This window comes from Demequina sediminicola, assembly GCF_000975055.1.
Taxonomy (GTDB): Bacteria; Actinomycetota; Actinomycetes; order Actinomycetales; family Demequinaceae; genus Demequina; species Demequina sediminicola.
In genome coordinates this window covers 161,698-184,967 of the sequence record NZ_BBRB01000005.1, presented here as the reverse complement: position 1 = coordinate 184,967, position 23,270 = coordinate 161,698, and the positions used below count along the sequence as shown (strand labels likewise).

Here is a 23,270-nt window from a genome sequence, read left to right as displayed (position 1 = left end):
ACGGATGGTGACTGAAGGACAGGATCGGATCGCGGTACTCCAGGCACGCAACGCGGAACTGCAGCGGCTGCTTGAAGTCTCACGCGAGGCGCTTGGTGAGATGCGCAGCAAACTGGCTGAAGCATCGGCCCCACCCCACACGTTTGCCACGTTTGTACAGGCCGTAGGCGATCACGTCGACGTGGTGAGCAATGGTCGCCGCATGCGGGTGTCAGTCATGCCTGACCTCGACGCCACTTTGCGTCCAGGGGACGAAGTGTTGCTCAATGCCGTCAGCGTGGTCGTGGGTGTGGCGAGTCCGGAGCGTACCGGCCAAGGGGCGCTGGTGCGTGAGGTACTTGACGAAGATCGCATTCTGGTGGTGTCGCGAGGAGAAGACGAGCGCGTAGTCCGGTTGGTGGGAGGCGATGCGCGTGGCCGTGTGACCGAGGGGGACACCGTCATCATCGACGCTCGTAGCGGCTTTGCCAGCGAGCGCGTGGATCGCTCCGGAGTGGAAGCATTGCTGCTCGAGGAAGTCCCTGACGTGGACTTTGACGCGATTGGCGGCCTCGGCGGTCAGATCGAGCGTATTCGCGACGCCATCGAACTTCCGTTGCGCCACCCGGAGCTGTATCGCCAGCACGCCCTCACGCCACCGCGCGGGCTGCTGCTCTACGGTCCTCCAGGGTGTGGCAAGACGCTCATAGCAAAGGCCGTGGCACGGTCGTTGGCCGATGCCGTGGGTGCGGATCAGTCCTATTTTCTCTCCGTTAAGGGCCCCGAGCTCTTGAACAAGTACGTGGGCGAAACCGAGCGGTACATTCGCACGATCTTTGAACGTGCACGAGCCAAAGCGTCGATGGGTGCGCCGGTGGTGGTGTTCTTTGACGAGATGGAAGCACTGTTCCGTTCCCGCGGCAGTGGCGTGAGCTCCGACATGGAGACCACGATTGTGCCGCAGCTGCTGACGGAACTCGATGGAGTGGAGCAGCTCGGCAACGTGATCGTGATCGGCGCTTCGAATCGCGAGGACATGATCGATCCGGCAATCCTGCGTCCCGGGCGCCTCGACGTCAAAATCGAAATCTCTCGTCCCGATGCCTCGAGCGCGCGCGACATTTTCTCCAAGTACCTCACCGCGGACCTACCGCTAGCATCGGCCGTGCTCGACGAAGCCCAGGGCAACAAAGCCGATGCCGTGAAAGCCTTGTCCGAGCACGCGGTGGACCGCCTCTATGCCGATCCTGCCAACGGTGAGTACATGTCGGGAGCGCTCCTGCGCAATGTTGTTGACCGTGCCAAAACTCTCGCGATCAAGGACGTGATCCGTGGCGGCGAGCCCGGCATCGCCACCCGACATGTCGAACGTGCCTGCGAACAGGAGCTCGCAGAGGCACGCGCGGTCGCGGCAAGCACGCTTCGGGAGGGTTAGCCCATGCGGATTGTCGGTATCGAAACCGAATACGGCATCGCGGACCCGCGCAATCCGCAGGCAAACCCCATCCTCATGTCCTCACGACTTGTTGAAGCTTGCCGCGCACAAGCGGGTGGACACACGGCCCGATGGGACTACGGCGGTGAAGACCCACTCCAAGACCAGCGTGGACATAGGCGAGACAGATCGCAGGCGCATGCAGATCTCCTCACCGATGCACCCGAATGGGACGGCACGGCCGGGGGAGTGACACTGCGCCGCAGACGAGGCTCGTGGGAAGACCCCGCCCATCTCAACGCAGTCCTCGCCAACGGCGCACGGTTCTACGTCGACCACGCACACCCTGAGTACTCCGGACCTGAAGTTCGCAGTGCTCGCGACGCAGTGCTGTGGGACCGTGCCGGTGATGCCATCGCGCTGAAGGCCGCCGAGCGCTACACCCGCGACGAGGGGCTTGCGCTGGCGCTCTACAAGAACAACGTCGACGGCAAAGGTGCGTCTTATGGCACCCACGAGAACTACCTTGTGCGCCGAGACATCGACTTCGATGACGTTTCTCGGTACCTCACGGCGCATCTGGTGACCCGTCAAGTACTGATCGGAGCAGGCCGCGTAGGACTCGGACAACGGGGCGAACAACCCGGATTCCAGATTTCCCAACGTGCGGACTACATGGAGGCCGAGGTCGGCCTGGAAACCACGCTCAGGCGTCCGATCATCAACACCCGAGATGAACCACACGCCGACAGGTCACAGTGGAGGCGTCTGCACGTCATCATCGGTGACGCCAACTGTTTTGAGGTCCCGACCCTCATTAAAGTTGGCGCCACCTCCATGGTCTTGTCCGCAATCGAGGCTGGTGACGACCGTCTCGAGACCCTGGTCATCAAGAATCCCGTTGCTGCCGTGCAGACCGTGTCACGGGACCTGTCGCTCTTGGTGCCGCTCGAGCTCGAGTCAGGAGAGCACGCCAGTGCAATGCAGATTCAAAGGGCGCTGTTGGGTATTTGCCGTGCCTATGCAGAAGATGCCAGTGACCACACAGTGTTGGCGCACTGGGAACGTGTCCTCGATGCGCTTGAACGGGACCCTCTGTCGGCGGCCAAGGACGTGGAATGGGCGGCGAAACTGTCGCTGCTTGGGCGTCTCAGAGAACGGCACGCGACCACAGACCGTGACGGCAACACCGAACTTCTGGATTGGGGCGACGCACGTTTGGCGGCAGTGGACGTTCAATGGAGCACGCTCGGCGACGGGTGGGCAGCTCGACTCGAGAAAGCTGGCCAGGTCGCGCGCCTGACGGACGATGCTGAAGTGGACGAAGCCACGCGGCGTGCACCGCGAGATACACGCGCAGCGGTGCGCGCGAAGCTGATTCGTGCCCGGCCTGAACTGGTCGATGCAGCCGGATGGGCATCTGTCGTCATCGACCACGAAGCTGACCACGGGGAGCTCGAGGTCGTGCACCTCGATGACCCGCACATGAGCACGCATCCATACATCGATGCGCTCGCGGCCCAGCGCGGCTAGTCGCGCACTAGACTGCAAAGATGCCTCAGACACACTCATCAAGCCACGGCTACGAAGACGACGCCCCGGAGCCCATGCCGGCACCGGCTAAGGCCGAAAGTACCGATGCGCTCGACAGTCTTCTCGACGAGATCGATGACTCTTTGCAGACGAACGCTGAGGAGTTCGTACGGTCCTTCGTGCAAAAGGGTGGGCAGTAGTCGCGACCTCCCCAGCCGTAGGATTCGACGTCCCGCCGCCGCTTGACGTTCCACGCGAGCGGCGCATCTTTGGCCTTGAGACTGAGTTCGGCCTTCACCTCGACGCGCCACAGGCACGCGCGGTCACTCCTGAAGAAGTCGCGGGGCACCTGTTCCGTTCTGTGGTCGAGTGGGGGCGCTCGTCGAATGTCTTTCTGCCGAATGCCTCGCGTCTCTACATAGACGTGGGCGCGCACCCTGAGTACGCGACGGCGGAATGTGACACGCTCACGGACCTGATCGCCTCCGACAAGGCAGGTGAGCGCATCGTGCACGACCTCATCGCGGATGGCGAGCGACGGCTCTCTGAGGCCGGCATCGACGGCACGATTCATCTCTACAAGAACAACACGGACTCAGCAGGTAACAGTTACGGATGCCACGAGAACTACCTGGTGCGCAGACGTGCAGATTTCCGTGCCTTCGCATCGGCCCTCTTGCCATTCCTGATCACGCGGCAAGTCGTGACGGGAGCGGGATGCATCACTCGAACCCCGCAGGGCGCGCACTACAGTTTCTCGCCTCGTGCTGACCACATGTGGGAGGGGTTGAGCTCCGCGACCACACGTTCACGGCCCATGATTAACACGCGGGATGAACCGCATGCCAACGCTGAGCTCTATCGACGCATGCACGTCATTGTGGGCGATTCGACCATGGCAGAGCCCACGGCCTTGCTCAAGGTCGGCGCCACGGATTTGATGCTTCGCCTGATGGAAGCACACGCGGTTCTGCCGGACTTCACTCTTGCGAACGAGATGCAAGCGATCAGGACCGTCGCTCACGACATGACGGGTACGGCCACCGTGGAGTTGGCGGATGGCCGGCACCTGAGCGCTGTCGACATTCAGTGGGCCTACCTGGAGGCCGTTCAGTCGCACGTGGATGGCACTATCGAACGCACCGCAGAGGTGGACAAGATCCTCGACCTGTGGGAGCGCGGACTTCGCGCCGTACGGGAGCAGCGCTTTGACCTCGTCGCGACAGAGCTGGATTGGGCCATCAAACATCGGCTTGTGACTCGTTATCAGGAAAGGTTGGACTGCAGCCTCGATGACCCGCGCTTGGCGCGTCTAGAGCTCGCTTTCCATGATGTTTCGCCCCAGCGCGGCCTCTACTACAAGTTGCTCGACCAAGGCTTGGTGAAGCGAGTCATCACGGAGGAAGAGATCGAGCGGGCCAAGGCTGTCGCTCCGACCTCAACTCGGGCACGGCTGAGAGGCGAGTTCATCAAGGCGGCACTCGGGTCCTCGCTGGACTACACCGTCGACTGGGTTCATCTGAAGCTCACCGGCGCCCACCAGACGGTACTCCTCAAGGACCCTTTCAGAAATGAAGACGCACGTGTGCAAGCCCTGGTCAAGGAGATTGAAGGGCACTAGACCGGGTTAGAATCCTGAGTCTGCCTCGACCACCCTGAAAGGACTACCTCATGCGCCGCATTGCCATCATCGCCACGGTGAGTGCAGTCGCGCTGGCGGCATGCACGGGGCCGTCGCCAGAGACTGAGGCATCGCCGTCGTTGTTGGGGGACATCGACCAGATCGTGGTCGGTACAAGCGACTCCCTTGCCCCGTCCTTGGAGTACGAAACGGGCCTCGAATACGAGTCCGCGCAGACGGAATTGCTGTGGGACGGGGAAGGTGAGGCGCTCGTTCCAGGTCAGTCGCTTCTCCTCGACGTCTACGGAGAGTCACTCGACTCGGCGGATGTGGTCATTAACACCTTCGATGGTTCTCCAGCGCCATATGTCCTGAGCCCCGAATCTGTAGGCCAGGCGCTCTACGACGTCCTGATCAATGCGCACGAAGGTGCCCGTGTCCTCACGGTGGAACCCGCCGAACTCGTCACTGGAGGTGGGGACAATAACCTCGGCGAAGGCCTTGATACGGAAAATGGCGAGCCGAGTGAAGCGCCTCCGCTAGGCCTCGTCGTGGACGTGCGAGCGGACCACGCCGTAGGTGAGGACCAGGAACCCGTGCCCGGCATGCCCGTTGTGGACATCGGTGAGGACGGGGCGCCAAGCATCACGATCGCTGAGGACGCGCAACCGGTGTCTGAACTACAAACTGCAACGTTGGTCAAGGGCGCGGGACCACAGATTACTGCCGACTCGCGCGTGACGATGAACTACACGATGTTCTACTACGCCGACGGTGAGGGAACATTCGATGATGGTGACGGTGCCGCGCATGAGTCATGGTCCGCTGGTGACATTTTTGACTCCACCTGGGAAGCTGAACGAGCCCCTTTGCTCCTCGATATGAGTGCCGGAAAGGCAACCCCAGGAATGGTGTCGGGGCTCCTCGACCATTCCGAGGGATCCCGCGTGGAGATGCTGATCCCGGGTAGCGCCGGATACGCGTTGCGCGGCACGATGGTCGTAGTGGTCGATATCCTCGATGTTTGGAGTCCGAAAGCGTAATGGGCGCAGCAGTCAGAGTTATTCCCTGTCTCGATGTAGATGCTGGGCGGGTCGTCAAAGGCGTGAACTTCGTTGACCTCCGCGACGCCGGCGACCCCGTTGAGCTGGCCCAGGCGTATGGCAGCGAAGGCGCTGACGAACTGACTTTTCTCGACGTCACAGCATCGTCTGGCGACCGGGCCACGACATACGACGTTGTGGGCCGCACCGCAGACCAGGTCTTTGTCCCCCTGACGGTGGGCGGGGGAGTGCGCTCACCCGAAGACGTCGACCGGTTGCTCCGCGCCGGTGCGGACAAGGTCGGAGTGAACACGGCCGCCATTGCTCGCCCCGAACTCATCAATGAGATTTCGTCACGTTTTGGCGCGCAGGTCTTGGTCTTGTCCGTGGACGCGCGTCGCTGCCAAGGCGAATCCACCACTGAATCGGGATTTGAAGTGACCACTCACGGCGGGCGCCGCGGCACAGGGATCGATGCTGTGGAGTGGGCCGCACAAGTGCAGGATTTGGGTGCGGGGGAGATCCTGTTGAATTCGATGGACGCGGATGGCACCACGTCGGGCTTCGACCTGGAGATGCTTGAGCAGGTGCGCTCTCGTGTCACGATCCCAGTGATCGCCTCTGGCGGGGCGGGTAGGCCGCAGGACTTTGTGGATGCCGCCCGAGCTGGAGCCGACGCAGTCCTGGCTGCCAGCGTGTTCCACTTTGGCACCTTGAAAATCAGTGAAGTGAAGGACTACATGCGCACGCGCGGAATTGACGTCAGGTGAGCCGCCTGAACGGAGCTGCTGAAGACTACGAGTTGTCAGGCTCCTTTAACCACAAAGCATTCCAGCTTATTCGGCATGCGATGCGCACTGAACGCAAGTACTTCACATGGGCCATTGTTTTTGCGGCGCTCTTCTCCACCCTGACAGTGGTGTTCGGCACGCTCCTTGGCGACATCACCGACGACATCGTCATCCCCGCTTCTGAAGGCTCAGCCATTCAGGGCCCATGGACGCGGTTCACCGATGACCCTGTCACCGCCATCTGGATTGCTGGCGCTGTCTTCTTGAGCATCGGCCTTGTCAACGCAGTGCTTGTGGGACTCCGTCGCTGGGCACAGGGAGTTGCTGTGGCAGGAGTGGCAGCACGCCACCGCCGCGTGGTGGCTGATGCCTTGGCGAGCCTTCCCCTGGGGTGGCACCGGTCGAACCCATCCGGACGCTTGCTATCAGCGATGTCTTCCGATTCAGAGTCGGCTACGAACACGCTGCACCCCTTCGCTTTTACTGTGGGGTCCTTCGTGATGATGTTCGCGGCTGGCTGGTCAATGTGGCAGATGGACCCATGGCTCGCTGTCACCGGTCTCGCTGTCGTCCCCGTCATCTTCGCGATCAACGTGGCCTACGAGAAGGTCATTACTCCTCAGTGGGACCTCGGACAGTCACGTCGCGCAGAGGTTTCCACCATCGCGCATGAGAGTTTCGAAGGCGGCACCGTCGTCAAGGCTTTGGGTGCCGAGGGTATCGAGAGTGCCCGGTTCCGTGAGTCCGTGACAGGGCTACGCGATGCTGACATTCGTGTGGGCCGCACCAGCGCCTGGTTCGAGCCACTGATGGATCTCGTGGTTCCGCTTGGCGCTGTGGCATTGATGGTGGTGGGCGCATTCCGAGCCGATGCCGGCTTCGTTTCCGTAGGTAACGTGGTGTCCGCGATCTACTTGGTCACCCTCATGGCGGTGCCCATTCGTGGTCTGGGTTGGGTGCTCGGGCAGATGCCGCAAGCCTTGGTGGCATTCCGTCGAATCGGCGCGATTGCACAGGCCGCGACCGAGGTCGACGAGCCCGGCACCCGGAAGGTCGCTGCTGAAGGCGCAGGTGCGGTGAAGTTCGACAGTGCCGATATTGGCGCCGACGACGGTGACGGCAACCTCGCAGTCATTTTGCGTGAGGTATCTCTTGAACTGAAGCCGGGGACCATCACGGCGCTCGTGGGTGCTACGGGTTCGGGCAAGTCCACGGTGGCTCTCGCGGCATCGCGCTTGGCAAGCCCGACAAACGGCACTATTACGCTCGACGATCATGACCTAGAGGTCATTGCGAGCCTTGGCTCCCACGTTGCGCTCGTACCTCAAACTGCTTTTGTATTCGCAGGGACAGTGCGGGCTAACATCACTCTCGGCGAAGATTTCTCAGACGAGCAGGTGTGGGAGGCGCTTCGCAACGCAAATGTCGCGGACGTCGTTGAGGCGATCGCACCGGAAGGCCTCTCCGGGCTGGACGCCACGCTCGCAGAACGCGGAATGAACCTCTCCGGTGGTCAACGCCAGCGCATCGCGTTGGCTCGCGCGCTGGTGAGACAGCCGCGTGTGCTCGTCCTCGACGACGCCACGAGCGCCGTTGACCCTAAGGTCGAACAGGACATCCTCAAAGGCCTGAGCGCCGATGGTGCGGGTCCGACGGTGTTGATCATTGCCTACCGTTTGGCCTCAATCCTGCTCGCGGACCATGTGGTGCACGTCGAAGATGGTTCAGTCGTCGATTCCGGATCGCATGCGGAACTCGTTGACCGTGACCCGGGATACCGCGAACTGGTACTGGCATATGAAGAAGACTCACGCCGTCAGGCGGACCAGGAAGCGGGGTACATCGGATGAAGCGGTCGAAAGCAGATTCCAGCACCGCACGCGGCATGTTCCGTCGCGGTCTTGAAGTGAGCCCTGAACTGAAGGCGGGCCTCTGGGTCACCTTGGTGTTGGCAGCGCTCGCCGCGTCGGGGCGCGCAGCAGTGCCGTTCCTCACCCAGCGCATCACTGACTTCGGATTGCTGGCGCCAGGCGGCGTTGACCTGGACGTCGTCGTGATTTACGCGTCGATTGGTGCGGTGCTTCTGGTCATCACATCCGTTTTGGCGTGGCGTGTCCGGATCCGCATGGTGAAGGCCTCCGAACGTGGCCTCGCGACGCTTCGCATCACTGCCTTCGACAAAGTTCACGAGCTCTCCGTCCTCACACAAAATGAAGAGCAGCGCGGTCGCTATGTGTCACGCGTGACCGGCGACGTCGAGACGGTTCGAGACCTCATGCAGTGGACTGGTGCCGCGATGATCATTGCGGCCCTTGAGTCGGTCATTGTGTTCTTCGTCATGGTGGCCTACTCGTGGGAGCTCGCACTGATCATCCTCGCGGCATTCGTGCCGATGGTGTTCTCGCTGCTGTGGATCCAGCCCCGTGTGCAGGAGGCTTTCCGCCATGTCCGCGAGCAGATGGCCGATCTACTCGGGCGCACCTCGGAACAGATCGTCGGTGTTTCAACCATCCGCGCCTACGGTGTGCAGCAGCGCATGCGCGACGAACTGAACGAGGAGAACGACGACATCCTCGCCGCGGAGAAGCGGGCTTCGCGCCTGGCTTCGGTGAACTTCTCGTCGACGGTCGTGGGGCAGTGGCTTGCGACCGGACTAGCGCTCGTGGGCGGCACCGTCATGGTCGTGAACAGCGACATGAGCGTCGGAACCGTCGTGGCAATGGTGTTCCTTGTGTACCAATTCTCTGGTCCCCTGATGTGGATTATTGAGATGCTCGCTGAGATGCAGCGTGCTGTTGTGGGCTGGCGACGAGTCCTGGAACTCGTGGACCAAGAAGTCACCGTCGACGACCCCGGTCAGGACGGTACGCCCATTCCTCATGGCCGAGGAGACCTCGATATTGAGGGCGTGCGTCTGACCTACCCCGGAGGCCCTGAGGTTCTGAAGGGCATTGATCTCAAGGTCGCAGCAGGAGAACGTATCGCGCTTGTCGGCACCACGGGTTCGGGCAAGACGTCATTGGCCCGACTCATGTCGAGGTTCTTCGACCCTACCGAAGGCACCGTGAAAGTCGGCGGGGTTGATGTGAAGAATGTGCCACACGATTCGTTGCGACGGTCAATCGCTGTTGTGCCGCAGGAGGGGTTCCTCTTCGACGGCTCAATCTTGTCGAATCTGGCCTATGCGCTCCCTGAAGCGTCTGAGTCCGAACTCGAAGATCGCTCTCGCGCAGCATTTGAGTCGCTGGGCCTTGAAGGCTGGGTCGACGCCTTGCCGCTCGGCCTTGCCACAGAGGTTGGCCCGCGCGGCGAGCTCCTGAGCGCAGGGGAACGCCAACTAGTGTCGATTGCGCGTGCGTATCTGCGTGATCCCGAGCTGCTGATCCTCGACGAGGCCACCAGCGCCGTTGATCCCGCCACTGAGGTCCGCATCTCGAGGGCTCTCGAAGGCCTGATGCAGGGACGTACCGCCGTAGTCATCGCCCACCGCCTGTCGACGGCTGAGCGTGCTGACACAGTGGCGGTGATGAAGGACGGCGAACTTATTGAAGTGGGGCCGCACCGGGAGCTCGTCGCCGCAGATGGCGCCTATGCTGCACTGCACGACGCGTGGGTTTCACAGACTCGCTAGCCACGGCCAATATTGTCTCGGCTGCGCCGATGTACTGATGCACGATCCACCTGGTGGGTCGTGGAAGGATAGTCGCCATGTCACTAGACCCCAGTATCGCCCAGCGGTTGAAGCGCACGCCCGACGGTTTGGTGTGCGCGGTAGTTCAGGAACGTGACACCCGGCAGGTCTTGATGGTCGCGTGGATGGACGACGACGCACTCAACTTGACGCTGACGACCGGTCGAGCGGTCTACTGGAGTAGGTCACGCCAAGAACTGTGGCGCAAGGGCGACACATCAGGACACGTACAGCAGGTCCACTCAGTCGAGCTCGACTGTGATGGCGATGCGTTGCTGCTCACAGTGTCGCAAACTGGACCTGCGTGCCATACCGGCACCGTCAGTTGCTTCGAGGCCGGTGGGGAACTTCCTGTAAGCCTGGGACAGGTCCCATGAGCAAGCTCCATGTACCAGCCGAGTGGGGACAGACGTGGCCGCCCCTCGACACGTTCTCGGAACTCGCGAGCACGCACCGGGTGGTGCCTGTCGTGCGGCGTGTGCTGGCCGATAGCCTGACACCGATCGCTGTGTACTCCGCGTTGGCGCAGGAGCGTCCAGGAACATTCATCCTGGAGTCGTCAGAGCCAGATGGGACGCGCGGCCGCTTCTCATTCGTCGGGGTCCACTCACGCGCGACGCTGTCTGTGCGTGGAGATGATGCGAGTTGGGCAGGCGATGTGCCTGTGGGACTTGCAGATGGCGCACCCCTTTCGGCAATCCGTGAAGTCCTCAAGGAGCTTCACACCGCTCCGATCCCTGGAATGCCTCCATTAACGGGTGGCATGGTGGGCGTGCTCGGCTGGGACATCATTCGCCAGTGGGAGCCGACACTTCCCGCGAAGGCGCCTCGAGACATTGACGTACCCGATGCGATGCTCTTGCTCGCCACGGATGTTGCGGCAATCGACCACCATGACGGCTCGGTATGGCTGATCGCCAACGCGATCAATGCCAATGCCCGCGACACTGGCGTCGAAAGTGCGCACGCGCACGCGGTGACCAGGTTGGACCAGATGGAGGCAGCCCTTCGGGATGCCCCTGCGGGAGAGGTTTCCGTGATGGGTCCTGAGTCCGGCGAACAGGACGTGCGGCAACGCAGCGCACCAGGGGAGTACGAGGCGGCTGTGCGGTTCGCGAAGGATGCGATTCGTGACGGCGAAGTCTTTCAGATGGTTCCTTCCCAGCGCTTTGAGGTGGACTGCGATGCATCGCCTTTAGATGTGTACCGCGTTTTGCGCACACTGAACCCGTCGCCATACATGTATTACTTCCAGTTGCGCGATGATGAGGGGCGCGACTTTGCGGTGGTGGGCGCGAGCCCCGAGTCGCTTGCGACTGTCAAAGACCAGCGTGTGACAACGTTCCCCATCGCGGGTTCGCGGCCTCGAGGAGCAACCGTCATCGAGGATCAGCGCCTCGAAGAGGAACTGCGCGCGGATCCCAAGGAAATCGCCGAGCACGTCATGTTGGTGGACCTAGCGCGCAACGACCTGGTCAAGGTGTGCGAACCCACGTCGATTGAGGTTCTCGACTTTATGACAGTCAAGCGGTACAGCCACATCATGCACATTTGCTCCACGGTGGTCGGTGGTTTAGAACCGCAATACGGCCCTGTGGATGTGCTTGCCGCGACGTTCCCTGCGGGCACCCTCTCGGGCGCGCCAAAGCCGCGTGCCATTGCGCTTATCGATGAGATCGAGCCTACGCGCCGCGCGTATTATGGCGGCGCCGTGGGGTACTTCGACTTCGCAGGCAATATGGATATGGCCATCACGATTCGCACGGCACTCATTGAGAACGGCGTTGCCCACGTCCAGGCCGGCGCGGGTGTCGTGGCTGATTCCGTCCCCTCGAGTGAAGACCAAGAGACGAAGGACAAGGCGGCGGCAATGTTGCGTGCGATTGGCATGGCAGCGCGCCTGACCCCGTCCACCCGTGGCTAGAATTGCCACGCTCAAACAAACAAGGAGTCCCCACATGTCCAGCATTGAGATCGCCCCAGAAGACCTGCCAGAGGTCGCTCCCGTCAACCACGGCCGCACCACAGCCGCCTGGGCGACAAACATCGGCCTTGTCCTGGGTGCCTTGATCGCTACGTTTGGATTCATGTTTCCGGTCTGGACGCTGGTGTGGGTCGGCGCTGCGGTTTGTGTGATTGCACTCATCGTCGGTGGCGTGCTGCGTGCACTAGGGCACGGTCAACCGCTGTCGTAGGCCGCTGGTCGGCCGCCGTATTCTCGCCAGACGGCCAGGGGCACGAGTGCTGAGGCGCGCGGCTTGACCTGCGCCACGAGCGTCGCTTTGCTCGGGTGATATCCGGCACGGCGGTCTATATTGCTTGTGTGACGGACTTTGAGGGGCCGGCACGTCGTGAACGACCGTGGGTGTGTTGCCTGAGGTCCGCGATAGAGCACCGCTATCCTGACCACGCATGTGAAGTTCTGTGAACAATCAAGGGAGATAAAGAATGTCTGATGTCACACCCCCACCGCCAGGCCAGCCGCCATATGGCGCGACTCCTCCGCCTCCGGGGGGCTTCAATGACTCACCCCCGAACAACTACTTGGCGCTCGCCATTGTCACCACGATCCTGTGCTGCCTTCCGCTGGGCATCTGGGCCATCGTGCAAGCGGCTTCAGTGAATGGCAAGTGGGTCGCGGGAGACCGTGCCGGTGCCATTGCGGCTTCCGAGACCGCCAAGAAGGTGTCGATCTGGGGCATCGTGATTGGTGCTGTCGGCCTGGTGCTTTACATCTTGCTCTTGGTCGGCGGAGTCTTGAGCCTCGAGACCTACTAAATGACAACTGCGGTGCTCCACAGGGTGGAGGCGTGGCAACGACATGTCGTTGCCCGCCTTCACCCTGTGGTGTTTCCGCTTGTGGTGGGGGCCGGCGCAGCCGCTGCTGCCTGGTACGTCTCAGACGTCGACCCCAACGAACCGGGCCACTACCCGACGTGTCCGAGCCTGTGGTTGACAGGGTTGTACTGCCCAGGGTGTGGGTCGCTACGCGCCATTCATCATCTGGGTAACGGCGAACTTGCTGCCGCGTGGGCGATGAACCCTCTCGCAGTCATCGTGATCCCTTGGCTTGTGTGGCGATGGGTCCGCTGGATCTGGCAGGCGACAGGGCATCGAGTAAGCCGCCGGCTCGCCCCAGCGTGGGCGATTTACGCGCTCTTCGGGGCGGTGTGCCTGTACGCGGTACTGCGCAACATCCCCATGTTCGAGCCATACCTCGCGCCCTAGCTTGGGTCGGTCGGGGAGTGCTCGTCACGGCGCTACCATGGAGGACATGGGAGAGGCTGTCGTATGAGCGTGCTTGAGAGCATTATTGCTGGTGTCAGGGAGGACCTCGCGGTCCGTCAAGAGGCAATGCCTATGGATCGCTTGAAGGAGCGCGCCTCGCGCGTGCCCAGCGCCATTGATGCTCGCCAGATTCTTGCCCGTGATGAGATCGCGGTGATCGCTGAAGTGAAGCGGTCGAGTCCTTCGAAGGGTTCATTGGCGAACATCTCGGATCCGGCTTCGCTGGCGACAGAGTATGAGGCAGGCGGCGCGTCCGTGATCTCGGTCCTTACTGAGGAGCGTCGATTCGGCGGCTCTCTTGAGGACCTTGACGCGGTGCGTAGCAAGGTCGAGATTCCGATCCTCCGCAAGGACTTCATCGTGACTCCCTACCAGGTATGGGAAGCTCGTGCCCACGGGGCAGACGTCGTGTTGTTGATCGTTGCTGCCCTCGATCAGATGACTCTTGAAGCGCTCGTCGAGCGTGTGCACTCCTTGGGCATGTGTGCCCTGGTTGAGGTGCATAACGAAGAGGAAGTACAGCGGGCGGCCGATGCCGGAGCCCGGGTCGTAGGCGTGAACGCCCGTAACTTGCGCACGCTTGAAGTCGACCGGCACACGTTCCAGCGCGTCGCACCGATCATCCCGGAGGGGATCGTCCGCATCGCCGAGTCTGGCATTCGCGACGGCCATGATGTTGTCGAGTATGCACGGATGGGTGCAGATGCCGTTCTCGTCGGAGAAGCGCTCGTCAAGCACAAGGACCCGCGTCACGCGGTTGCTGAGATGGTGGCAGCTGGCGCGCATCCTGCGCTGCGGGCGGTTCGTCCGTGACAGGCTCCCTCCAGTCCGCGCCGGGACCATTCTTCGGTGAGTTCGGGGGCCGGTTCGTCCCTGAGGCCCTGATGCCTGCGCTCGAAGAGTTGACCGACGCCTACGACAAGGCACGCGTCGATCCGGCCTTCTTTGCAGAGCTCGACCGGCTGGCGAGGGACTACACCGGACGCCCGTCAATCATCACGGAAGTCCCGCGGTTCGCCGAGCACGCTGGTGGCGCGCGCATCTTCTTGAAGCGCGAAGACCTTAACCACTCCGGCTCGCACAAGATCAACAACGTCCTTGGTCAAGCGCTTCTGACTAAGCGCATTGGAAAATCCCGGGTCATCGCGGAGACCGGTGCTGGACAACACGGTGTGGCTACGGCCACGGCCGCGGCCTTGATGGACCTCGAGTGCATCATCTACATGGGCGAGGAAGACACCGAACGTCAAGCGTTGAACGTGGCACGGATGCGCCTCTTGGGTGCCGAGGTGATCCCTGTGGCGACCGGGACCCGGACCCTACGTGACGCCATTAACGAGGCGTTTCGCGACTGGGTCGCCAACGTAGACACCACCAACTATGTTTTCGGCACTGCGGCGGGACCTCACCCGTTCCCAGCGATGGTCAGGGACTTCCAGCGAGTCATATCGGTGGAATCCCGCGAACAGATGCTCGCTCAGGGAGGGCTTCCTGACGCGGTGTTGGCGTGTGTTGGCGGCGGATCCAACGCCATAGGCTCGTTTGACGCGTACCTTGACGACGACAACGTCCGCCTCATCGGTTGTGAAGCGGCCGGAGATGGCGTCGATACCGATCGTCACGCCGCGACTCTCACCGCGGGACGCACCGGGGTTCTGCATGGCTCACGTTCCTTCATCTTGCAGGATGAGGAAGGTCAAACACAGGATTCGCACTCGATCTCGGCTGGGTTGGATTACCCGGGAGTCGGACCGGAGCACTCATGGTTGGCGAGCATCGGCCGTGCTGAGTACTGGCCCGTCACGGACACAGAGGCCATGGAAGCGTTCCGTTTGCTATGCCGAACCGAGGGAATTCTCCCCGCCATCGAGTCGTCGCACGCGCTAGCCGGTGCGCTCACACTCGGCAAGGAACTGGGCCCGGAGGCGACGCTACTTGTGACGTTGTCGGGTCGAGGGGATAAAGACGTAGAGCAGGCCGCCCGGTGGTTCGACATGTTGCCAGGAGAAGACGCATGAGCGCCCTCACAGAGCGGCTCGATGAGATTCGTGCCGAAGGCCGTGCCGCACTGATCGGGTACCTCCCGGTGGGCTACCCGGACGTGTCGACATCAATCGCTGCGATGCGGGTGCTCGTAGAGGCCGGTTGCGACGTCGTTGAGGTAGGTCCTCCATACTCGGACCCCGTTTTGGACGGACCCGTGATTCAACACGCGGCCGCCACAGCTCTGCGTCAGGGCGTGCGTGTCGACGACACCTTCACCGCTGTGAATGCCGTCGCAGAAGCAGGCGCGGTGCCCGTGGTGATGTCGTATTGCAACCTGATGATCCAACGCGGTTACGAGCGTTTCGCTCGGGAACTACGTGAAGCCGGGGGAGCGGGGGTCATTACTCCAGACCTGACGCCGGACACTGGTGCCGACTGGATCGATGCTGCACGGAAGCAAGATATCGACACTATCTTCTTGGCCGCGCCGTCGACCACCCGGGAACGTATGCATCTCACCGTCGAGGCATCGCGCGGATTCGTCTACGCGACCTCGTTGATGGGAGTGACGGGGGAACGTGCTTCAGTCGGCGACGCCGCGCAACATGTTGTAGCTGCCGCCCGGGAAGCCGGTGCTGAGCGCGTGTGCGTAGGTTTGGGTGTTTCCACGGGTGCTCAGGCTGCAGATGTGGCGACATACGCGGACGGTGTGATTGTAGGATCCGCATTTGTGAAGGCGATGGGTGATGGAGGCGATCTCGATGCACTGGCGGTCAAGGTGCAAGAGCTGGCCGCTGGCGTGAGGGGCGTCGTATGATCCACGTCTCGATACCCAGCCCTCCGCCGGAGTGGTCAAGCTTTTCGCTAGGACCGCTCACCATCCACGTGTACGCGCTGTGCATCGTCGCTGGCATTTTTGTAGGCCTATGGCTGGCTACGAAGCGGTGGGTCGAGCGCGGCGGCGACCCCGATGCCGTCTCTGATATCGCCATCTGGGCGATCCCCATGGGAATCATCGGTGGCCGTCTTTACCATGTGATCTCTACACCTGGCCCGTACTTCGGCGAGAACGGCAACCCCGTCGATGCCCTGAAGATCTGGGAAGGCGGTCTCGGGATTTGGGGAGCTGTGGCGCTTGGCGCGCTCGGTGCCTATATCGGAGCGCGCCGCGCCGGTGTACCCTTTAGTGCTTTCGCCGATGCTGCGGCACCGGCGGTTCTGATTGCCCAAGCCATTGGTCGATTGGGTAACTATTTCAACCAAGAGCTCTTTGGTGGTCCGACCGACCTGCCTTGGGGGCTCGAGATCGATCCCGCCTTCCGACCGGAAGGTTACGAGCAGTTCACCACGTTCCATCCGACGTTCCTGTACGAGATGATTTGGAATCTCGTAGGAGCGTTCCTCATTATCTGGCTTGACCGCAAGTACGACTTGCGCGGTGGGCGCGTGTTCTGGCTCTACGTGATCGTCTATGTTTCTGGCCGACTTTGGATCGAGACTGTGCGTATTGACATAGCGGTTCATGTCCTCGGTGTTCGTATCAATGTGTGGGTGTCCATTGGCGTGCTTGCCTTGGCCATCATCATGTTTGTGGTGATGGGCCGCCGCCAACGAGGTTCGGCGTTGGCACGAGTTCCCCGCAATCAACTCGCGATGGCGAAAACGGATGTTTCGTCACCAGCCGACGCCGAGGCTTCAGAGCCTGCGGACGTCGACACGGAGCTCGCACATGATGACGACGATCCCGAAGAGGAAACAACACGGCAGGAAAAGTCCTAGCCGATTCTTTACCAAGCCCTGGTTCGCGGTAGACTTGGCCCCCGTGTGTTCACCGGGTCAACGGAGCCCCGCAACCAACGATTTCCCGGCGGATGCTGAGGGAAAAGCAAGGACGGTGTGATGGCTGCGCTCACTGGCGCCTCCCAACCCAAGATTGGGTTGTACGACCCCGCGTACGAGCATGATGCGTGCGGTGTCGCCTTCGTGGCGACCCTCCGTGGAACGGCAGGGCGAGACATCGTCGATGCCGGGCTCACGGCGCTGAAGAACCTTGAGCACCGCGGTGCGGTGGGGGCGGAAACCGAGACCGGTGATGGTGCAGGCATCCTGACCCAGGTTCCAGACGCCTTCCTCCGTTCAGTAGTGGACTTTGAACTGCCTGCGGCCGGTCGGTATGCCGTTGGTATCGCGTTCTTGACACCGGGCAACGAAGCAACCGAGGTGGCAGCACTGGAGGCGGCCGCGGTCGCCGAAGACGTCACGGTGCTGGGATGGCGCGACGTGCCCGCTATCGGCGATTCATTGGGTCCGTCAGCACGTGCTGCGATGCCTACTTTTCGTCAGGTTTTCCTCTCGTACGGTGAACTCGAGGGCATCGCCCTCGATCGCAAGGCGTACCGGGTGCGCAAGCGAGCCGAGCACAAGGGCGGCGTGTTCTTTGCGTCACTGTCGAGCCGCACGCTGACCTACAAAGGAATGCTGACGACTTATCAACTCGAGCAGGTCTTCCCCGACCTCAACGATGAGCTTTTTGCGTCTGAGTTGGCCCTCGTTCACTCGCGTTTCTCCACGAACACCTTCCCCTCATGGCCGTTGGCGCAACCGTTGCGGGGGATCGCCCACAACGGTGAGATCAACACGGTTCAGGGAAACCGCAACTGGATGAGTGCTCGTGAGGGAACGCTGAAGTCTGATCTGCTTGGTGATCTGACGGATCTGATGCCCGTGTGCGCGCCCTCCGCGTCGGACACTGCCTCGTTTGACGATGCGCTTGAACTGCTGCATCTGAGTGGGCGATCGATGCCGCACGCTGTGTTGATGATGATGCCTGAGGCTTGGCAGAACAACGATGAGATGGATCCCGCTCGTCGCGCGTTCTACGAGTACCACTCCGGCTTGATGGAGCCGTGGGACGGCCCTGCGGCACTGCACTTCACTGATGGCTCGCTCATCGGCGCCACTCTGGATCGCAACGGCTTGCGACCAGGGCGTTTCTGGGTGACTGATGACGGCCTTGTCATTGCAGGCTCCGAAGCTGGACTTCTCGATATCGACTCGGCAAAGGTCGTGCGCAAGGGACGTTTGCAGCCCGGTCGCATGTTCCTTGTCGACACGGCTGCAGGTCGCATCGTCGAGGACGAGGAAATTAAGTCGCGGCTCGCCGCTGAGAACCCGTACGAGCAGTGGGTCAACGAGAACGCAGTGCGTTTGGCCGACGTCCCAGACCGCGAGCACATCGTGCACTCGCAGGCGTCCGTGAAGCGTCGTCAGCGAGCTTTCGGCTACACCGAGGAGGAGCTGAAGAAGCTCCTCACCCCCATGGCGTTGACCGGCATGGAGCCCATTGGCGCCATGGGTTCGGATACGCCCATTGCGGTCTTGTCAGACCGTCCTCGGTTGCTCTTTGACTACTTCACGCAGATGTTTGCGCAAGTCACGAACCCCCCGCTAGACGCGATCAGGGAAGAGATCGTGACCGCTGTGGGCGGCGCGATCGGACCGGAGCCAAACCTTCTTGAGGCGACAGCAGAGCACGCTCGCAAGGTGATTCTTGAGTTCCCCGTCATCGACAACGATGAACTGGCCAAGATTCTTCACATCGACGCGGACCCACGCCTGACGGGGATTTTCTCTTCGCGAAAGATTCGTGGTCTCTACCGTGTTCGCGATGGTCACGCGGGGCTTGAGCAACGTTTGGCTGACATTTTCGACGAGGTCGATCAGGCCATCAAGGAGGGCGTGTCGTTCATCGTCCTGTCTGACCGTGACGGTGACCAGGACTTTGCCCCGATTCCGTCGTTGCTGTTGACCTCTGCGGTTCACCACCACCTGGTTCGTAACCACAGCCGCACACGTGCGTCGCTTGTGGTGGAAGCAGGCGACGTGCGCGAAGTCCACCACGTGGCGCTGTTGGTTGGCTACGGCGGAGCCGCCGTGAACCCTTACCTCGCTATGGAGACGATCGAGGACTTGGTGGGTCGCGGACATCTCGGTGACTTGAACCCTGAGACGGCCGTGAAGAACTTCATTAAGGCGCTCGGCAAGGGTGTCTTGAAGATCATGTCGAAGATGGGTATTTCGACGATCCACTCGTACCGTGGTGCGCAGGTGTTCGAAGCCGTGGGATTGTCACGCGATTTCGTCAACCGGCACTTTGTCGGGACGCCGAGCCAGATTGATGGTGCTGGCATCGATGTGATCGCTCAGGAAGTCGCACTGCGCCACGCCGACGCGTACCCCGCTTCAGGTGAGTTGCCTCCGCATCGTCGCCTGAATTCGGGTGGCGAGTACCAGTGGCGTCGTGACGGCGAAGAGCACTTGTTTGACCCAGACACGATCTTCCGCTTGCAGCACTCGACGCGGGAGAGGAAGTACGACGTTTTCCGTCAGTACACCGACCGTGTCGATGACCAGTCGAAGCGTCTTATGACGTTGCGTGGCTTGCTCGAGTTCAACTCTGAGCGCGAAGCGATTTCGATTGACGAAGTCGAGCCCGTGTCAGAAATCGTGAAGCGATTCTCGACCGGCGCCATGTCCTACGGATCTATCTCCGAGGAAGCACACGAGACACTGGCGATCGCCATGAACCGCTTGGGCGGAAAGTCCAACACCGGTGAGGGTGGCGAATCGGTTGATAGGCTCTACGACCCCGAGCGTCGCAGCGCCATCAAGCAGGTGGCTTCGGGACGCTTTGGCGTGACGAGCGAATACCTCGTCAACGCTGATGACATCCAGATCAAGCTTGCCCAGGGGGCGAAGCCTGGTGAGGGCGGCCAGCTGCCGGGCTCAAAGGTCTACCCCTGGGTTGCGGAGACACGGCACTCGACGCCTGGCGTTGGGCTGATCTCGCCTCCACCGCACCACGACATCTACTCGATCGAGGATCTCAAGCAACTGATCCACGACCTCAAGAACGCGAATCCGTCCGCGCGTATCCACACCAAGTTGGTGTCGGAAATAGGTGTGGGCACCATCGCCGCGGGCGTCGCGAAGTGCAAGTCGGACGTCGTGCTTATCTCCGGCCAGGACGGCGGAACCGGTGCGAGCCCGCTCAACTCCCTTAAGCACGCTGGTGCTCCTTGGGAGATTGGACTCGCTGACACCCAGCAAACCCTCGTGCTCAATGACCTGCGTGACCGCATTGTGGTGCAGGTCGACGGCCAGATGAAGACCGGGCGCGACGTGGTAGTCGCGGCGTTGCTGGGGGCGGAGGAGTTTGGTTTCGCCACAGCTCCGCTCGTGGTGGAGGGCTGCATCATGATGCGTGTGTGCCACCTCAACACATGTCCCGTCGGCGTTGCGACGCAGAACCCTGAACTGCGCGAGCGTTTCACGGGCAAGGCTGACCACGTTGTGAACTTCTTCGAGTTCATCGCCGAGCAGGTGCGTGAGCACCTCGCGTCGCTGGGTTTCCGGAGCATCGAGGAGGCCGTGGGTCACGTTGAGGCTCTTGACACTCGCAAGGCCATCGATCACTGGAAGGCCAAGGGGCTCGATCTCGCGCCTGTCCTCGCTCGGCCGGAGCCCGGTCGTGCGCTGCGCAATTCGACCACCCAGGACCACTCGCTCGATGAAGCATTGGACCAAGAACTCATCGCAGCATCGGCCGCTGCCCTCGACCGCGGCGACAAGGTCGAGCTTGAGTACCCGATCCGCAACGTGAACCGCACCGTCGGTACGATGCTTGGCCACGAGGTCACGAAGCGTCACCGTGGTGCGGGCTTGCCTGACGACACGATTGCGGTGACGTTCTACGGTTCTGCCGGACAGTCCTTTGGTGCCTTCGTGCCGCGTGGAATCACTTTGCGGCTTCATGGAGATGCCAATGACTACGTTGGCAAGGGTCTCTCCGGTGGTCGCATCGTGGTGCGTCCCGCACGCGAAGCCATGCTCGACGATTCACGCGACGTGATCGCCGGCAACGTCATTGGTTACGGCGCAACCGCGGGTGAAATCTTCTTGCGCGGTCAGGTGGGCGAACGCTTCCTCGTGCGTAACTCGGGAGCCACTGCTGTTGTTGCCGGCGTGGGGGACCACGCACTCGAATACATGACAGGCGGAACCGCCGTCATTCTCGGGCGCACGGGACGCAACCTCGGCGCCGGAATGTCTGGTGGAACGGCCTATGTGCTGGACCTCAAGACAGAGCGCGTCAACGCTGCAGCAGTGGCATCCGGTGAACTCACCTTGAGTCCGCTTGATGCCGAGGATGAAGTGATTGTCCGCACGCTGGTGGAGAAGCACGTTGCTGAGACCGGTTCGCCTCGAGGCAACGATTTGCTGGTGAACTGGAACGAGACCAAGGAGCGCTTCACGCGTGTGCTGCCTGCCCAGTACGCACGGGTGCGTGAGGCTCTCGCAGAGATTGAAGCATCAGGAGGCGACCTGCGCGCCCCAGGTGCTTGGGCCGAGTTCTTGGAGGTGACTGGTGGCTGATCCCCAGGGCTTCTTGAAGTTCCGTGAGCGTGAGGTTCCCAAGAACCGTCCCGTTCCGGTGCGTTTGCTTGACTGGAAAGACGTCAAGGATGAGTTGGGTAAGGACGAGACCACCTTGCGGCGCCAGGCGAGTCGTTGCATGGACTGCGGTGTCCCGTTCTGCCACCAAGGGTGCCCGTTGGGCAACATCATTCCGGAATGGAATGACTTGGTTCGGGAAGGGCAGTGGGAAGAAGCGATTGAGCGTCTTCACGCAACCAACAACTTCCCTGACTTCACCGGACGGATTTGTCCCGCGCCTTGTGAGACGTCGTGCGTGCTCGGCATCAACCAGCCCGCGGTGACGATCAAGAGTATCGAGGCAGAGATCATCGACCGGGCCTTCAAGGACGGCAATGTTGAACCTCACATCCCGCAGCGCCAGACCGGTAAGACAGTCGCTGTTGTCGGATCGGGACCTGCAGGGTTGGCCGCAGCTCAGCAGCTGACGCGCGCCGGACATACCGTCCGCGTCTACGAGAAGGACGACCGCCTTGGCGGACTCCTGCGCTACGGTGTCCCGGACTTCAAGCTGGAAAAGCTCCACATCGATCGACGCATCGCCCAGATGGAGGCCGAAGGAACTCGATTCCGCACATCGGTCACGATCGGCGACGACATCTCCTGGGATGAGTTGCGAGCGCGGTACGACGCTGTGTTGGTCTCGACCGGCGCACCGCTGCCACGTGAACTCCCGCTTCCAGGGCGTGACCTTGACGGTATTCACTTCGCCATGGAGTACCTCCACCAGGGCAACCAGGCCGCAGCGGGCGACGTGCTTGAAGATCAACTGACGGCCGAAGGTAAGCACGTCATTGTCATCGGTGGCGGTGACACTGGATCGGACTGCATCGGCACGGCACTGCGTCAGAAGGCAGCCTCTGTCACGACGCTCGCCATTGGTAAACAACCAGCTGCCGGGCGCACGGATCAGGACCCTTGGCCTACCGACCCGCGCGTCTTCGAAGTATCGTCGAGTCATGAAGAAGGTGGAGAACGCCGCTTCCTGGCTTCCACGGTCGAATTCCGTGGTGATGGCTCAGGCAAGGTGCAGTCGTTGCGCGTTGCCGAGACGCAGTACAACGAGGATGGTTCACGTACCCCTAAGGCGGGCACTGAACAAGACATCCCCGCGGATTTGGTGCTGATCGCCATGGGCTTCACCGGACCAGACACCGTGACGTTGCACGATCAGGGTGGCGTCGCAGTGTCGAACCGCGGGCGTATTGAGCGCGCGGATGATTTTCACACATCAGTTGACGGAGTCTTTGTTGCTGGCGATGCCAGCCGGGGTGCTTCGCTTGTGGTGTGGGCCATTGCGGAGGGTCGTTCGGCCGCCGCAGCAATTGACGAGTACTTGACCGGCAGCACTGAGTTGCCGGCCCCAGTGACAGCCAGCACGGTAGCGCTCCGTGCCTAATAACATTCA

At 61.6% G+C, this 23,270-nt stretch carries 19 protein-coding genes; all 19 read left to right on the top strand.

All coding sequences use genetic code 11. The features are described 5' to 3' along the window. Positions 1-4 precede the first annotated feature (4 nt). Entirely contained in the window at positions 5-1,414 is a 1,410-nt protein-coding gene (gene arc, locus AOP79_RS10460; RefSeq protein ID WP_062073322.1) for a proteasome ATPase, read from the top strand. Between the two features lie 3 nt (positions 1,415-1,417). Further along, on the top strand, positions 1,418-2,947 hold the full coding sequence (dop, locus tag AOP79_RS10455) for a depupylase/deamidase Dop (protein WP_062073320.1): 1,530 nt from the start codon (positions 1,418-1,420) through the stop codon (positions 2,945-2,947). Positions 2,948-2,967: 20 nt separating this feature from the next. Beyond that, positions 2,968-3,147, top strand: coding sequence for a ubiquitin-like protein Pup (locus AOP79_RS10450; protein ID WP_062073319.1), 180 nt, complete (start codon positions 2,968-2,970; stop codon positions 3,145-3,147). 65 nt (positions 3,148-3,212) lie between these two features. Next, on the top strand, positions 3,213-4,568 hold the full coding sequence (pafA, locus tag AOP79_RS10445) for a Pup--protein ligase (RefSeq protein ID WP_062073317.1): 1,356 nt from the start codon (positions 3,213-3,215) through the stop codon (positions 4,566-4,568). A 50-nt stretch (positions 4,569-4,618) separates the two neighbouring features. After that, complete coding sequence (locus AOP79_RS10440) at positions 4,619-5,611, top strand: FKBP-type peptidyl-prolyl cis-trans isomerase (RefSeq protein ID WP_062073315.1); 993 nt, start codon at positions 4,619-4,621, stop codon at positions 5,609-5,611. After that, on the top strand, positions 5,611-6,381 hold the full coding sequence (gene hisF, locus AOP79_RS10435) for an imidazole glycerol phosphate synthase subunit HisF (protein ID WP_062073313.1): 771 nt from the start codon (positions 5,611-5,613) through the stop codon (positions 6,379-6,381). The genes AOP79_RS10440 and hisF overlap by 1 nt, the downstream gene beginning before the upstream one ends. Continuing rightward, complete coding sequence (locus tag AOP79_RS10430; RefSeq protein WP_062073311.1) at positions 6,378-8,252, top strand: ABC transporter ATP-binding protein; 1,875 nt, start codon at positions 6,378-6,380, stop codon at positions 8,250-8,252. Before hisF ends, AOP79_RS10430 begins: the two co-directional genes overlap by 4 nt. Beyond that, entirely contained in the window at positions 8,249-10,033 is a 1,785-nt protein-coding gene (locus AOP79_RS10425) for an ABC transporter ATP-binding protein (RefSeq protein WP_062073309.1), read from the top strand. Before AOP79_RS10430 ends, AOP79_RS10425 begins: the two co-directional genes overlap by 4 nt. Before the next feature lie 77 nt (positions 10,034-10,110). Then, complete coding sequence (gene hisI / locus AOP79_RS10420) at positions 10,111-10,470, top strand: phosphoribosyl-AMP cyclohydrolase (RefSeq protein WP_062073307.1); 360 nt, start codon at positions 10,111-10,113, stop codon at positions 10,468-10,470. Then, positions 10,467-12,017, top strand: a complete 1,551-nt coding sequence (locus tag AOP79_RS10415) for an anthranilate synthase component I (protein ID WP_062073305.1) — start codon at positions 10,467-10,469, stop codon at positions 12,015-12,017. Before hisI ends, AOP79_RS10415 begins: the two co-directional genes overlap by 4 nt. A gap of 34 nt (positions 12,018-12,051) precedes the next feature. Beyond that, the gene (locus AOP79_RS10410; RefSeq protein ID WP_062073303.1) at positions 12,052-12,288 is read left to right on the top strand and encodes an HGxxPAAW family protein; all 237 of its coding nucleotides are present in this window, start codon (positions 12,052-12,054) and stop codon (positions 12,286-12,288) included. A 253-nt stretch (positions 12,289-12,541) separates the two neighbouring features. After that, positions 12,542-12,871, top strand: a complete 330-nt coding sequence (locus AOP79_RS10405) for a CD225/dispanin family protein (RefSeq protein WP_062073300.1) — start codon at positions 12,542-12,544, stop codon at positions 12,869-12,871. Between the two features lie 66 nt (positions 12,872-12,937). Further along, positions 12,938-13,321, top strand: a complete 384-nt coding sequence (locus AOP79_RS10400; RefSeq protein WP_201774457.1) for a DUF2752 domain-containing protein — start codon at positions 12,938-12,940, stop codon at positions 13,319-13,321. 63 nt (positions 13,322-13,384) lie between these two features. After that, a complete protein-coding gene (trpC, locus tag AOP79_RS10395; protein WP_062073298.1) occupies positions 13,385-14,194 on the top strand; it encodes an indole-3-glycerol phosphate synthase TrpC in 810 nt (269 codons plus the stop codon). After that, positions 14,191-15,399, top strand: coding sequence for a tryptophan synthase subunit beta (trpB, locus tag AOP79_RS10390; protein WP_062073295.1), 1,209 nt, complete (start codon positions 14,191-14,193; stop codon positions 15,397-15,399). The genes trpC and trpB overlap by 4 nt, the downstream gene beginning before the upstream one ends. Then, a complete protein-coding gene (trpA, locus tag AOP79_RS10385) occupies positions 15,396-16,184 on the top strand; it encodes a tryptophan synthase subunit alpha (protein WP_062073293.1) in 789 nt (262 codons plus the stop codon). Before trpB ends, trpA begins: the two co-directional genes overlap by 4 nt. Next, positions 16,181-17,146, top strand: coding sequence for a prolipoprotein diacylglyceryl transferase (gene lgt / locus AOP79_RS10380; protein WP_062073291.1), 966 nt, complete (start codon positions 16,181-16,183; stop codon positions 17,144-17,146). The genes trpA and lgt overlap by 4 nt, the downstream gene beginning before the upstream one ends. Positions 17,147-17,266: 120 nt before the next feature. Continuing rightward, entirely contained in the window at positions 17,267-21,802 is a 4,536-nt protein-coding gene (gene gltB, locus AOP79_RS10375; RefSeq protein WP_062073288.1) for a glutamate synthase large subunit, read from the top strand. Next, the gene (locus AOP79_RS10370) at positions 21,795-23,261 is read left to right on the top strand and encodes a glutamate synthase subunit beta (protein ID WP_062073286.1); all 1,467 of its coding nucleotides are present in this window, start codon (positions 21,795-21,797) and stop codon (positions 23,259-23,261) included. The genes gltB and AOP79_RS10370 overlap by 8 nt, the downstream gene beginning before the upstream one ends. Positions 23,262-23,270 lie beyond the last annotated feature (9 nt).

Coding starts and splice junctions, on each gene's coding strand:
- arc (WP_062073322.1), top strand. CDS start 5: ATGGTGACTGAAGGACAGGATCGGATCGCGGTACTCCAGGCACGCAAC.
- dop (WP_062073320.1), top strand. CDS start 1,418: ATGCGGATTGTCGGTATCGAAACCGAATACGGCATCGCGGACCCGCGC.
- AOP79_RS10450 (WP_062073319.1), top strand. CDS start 2,968: ATGCCTCAGACACACTCATCAAGCCACGGCTACGAAGACGACGCCCCG.
- AOP79_RS10440 (WP_062073315.1), top strand. CDS start 4,619: ATGCGCCGCATTGCCATCATCGCCACGGTGAGTGCAGTCGCGCTGGCG.
- hisF (WP_062073313.1), top strand. CDS start 5,611: ATGGGCGCAGCAGTCAGAGTTATTCCCTGTCTCGATGTAGATGCTGGG.
- AOP79_RS10425 (WP_062073309.1), top strand. CDS start 8,249: ATGAAGCGGTCGAAAGCAGATTCCAGCACCGCACGCGGCATGTTCCGT.
- hisI (WP_062073307.1), top strand. CDS start 10,111: ATGTCACTAGACCCCAGTATCGCCCAGCGGTTGAAGCGCACGCCCGAC.
- AOP79_RS10415 (WP_062073305.1), top strand. CDS start 10,467: ATGAGCAAGCTCCATGTACCAGCCGAGTGGGGACAGACGTGGCCGCCC.
- AOP79_RS10410 (WP_062073303.1), top strand. CDS start 12,052: ATGTCCAGCATTGAGATCGCCCCAGAAGACCTGCCAGAGGTCGCTCCC.
- AOP79_RS10405 (WP_062073300.1), top strand. CDS start 12,542: ATGTCTGATGTCACACCCCCACCGCCAGGCCAGCCGCCATATGGCGCG.
- trpC (WP_062073298.1), top strand. CDS start 13,385: ATGAGCGTGCTTGAGAGCATTATTGCTGGTGTCAGGGAGGACCTCGCG.
- trpA (WP_062073293.1), top strand. CDS start 15,396: ATGAGCGCCCTCACAGAGCGGCTCGATGAGATTCGTGCCGAAGGCCGT.
- lgt (WP_062073291.1), top strand. CDS start 16,181: ATGATCCACGTCTCGATACCCAGCCCTCCGCCGGAGTGGTCAAGCTTT.
- gltB (WP_062073288.1), top strand. CDS start 17,267: ATGGCTGCGCTCACTGGCGCCTCCCAACCCAAGATTGGGTTGTACGAC.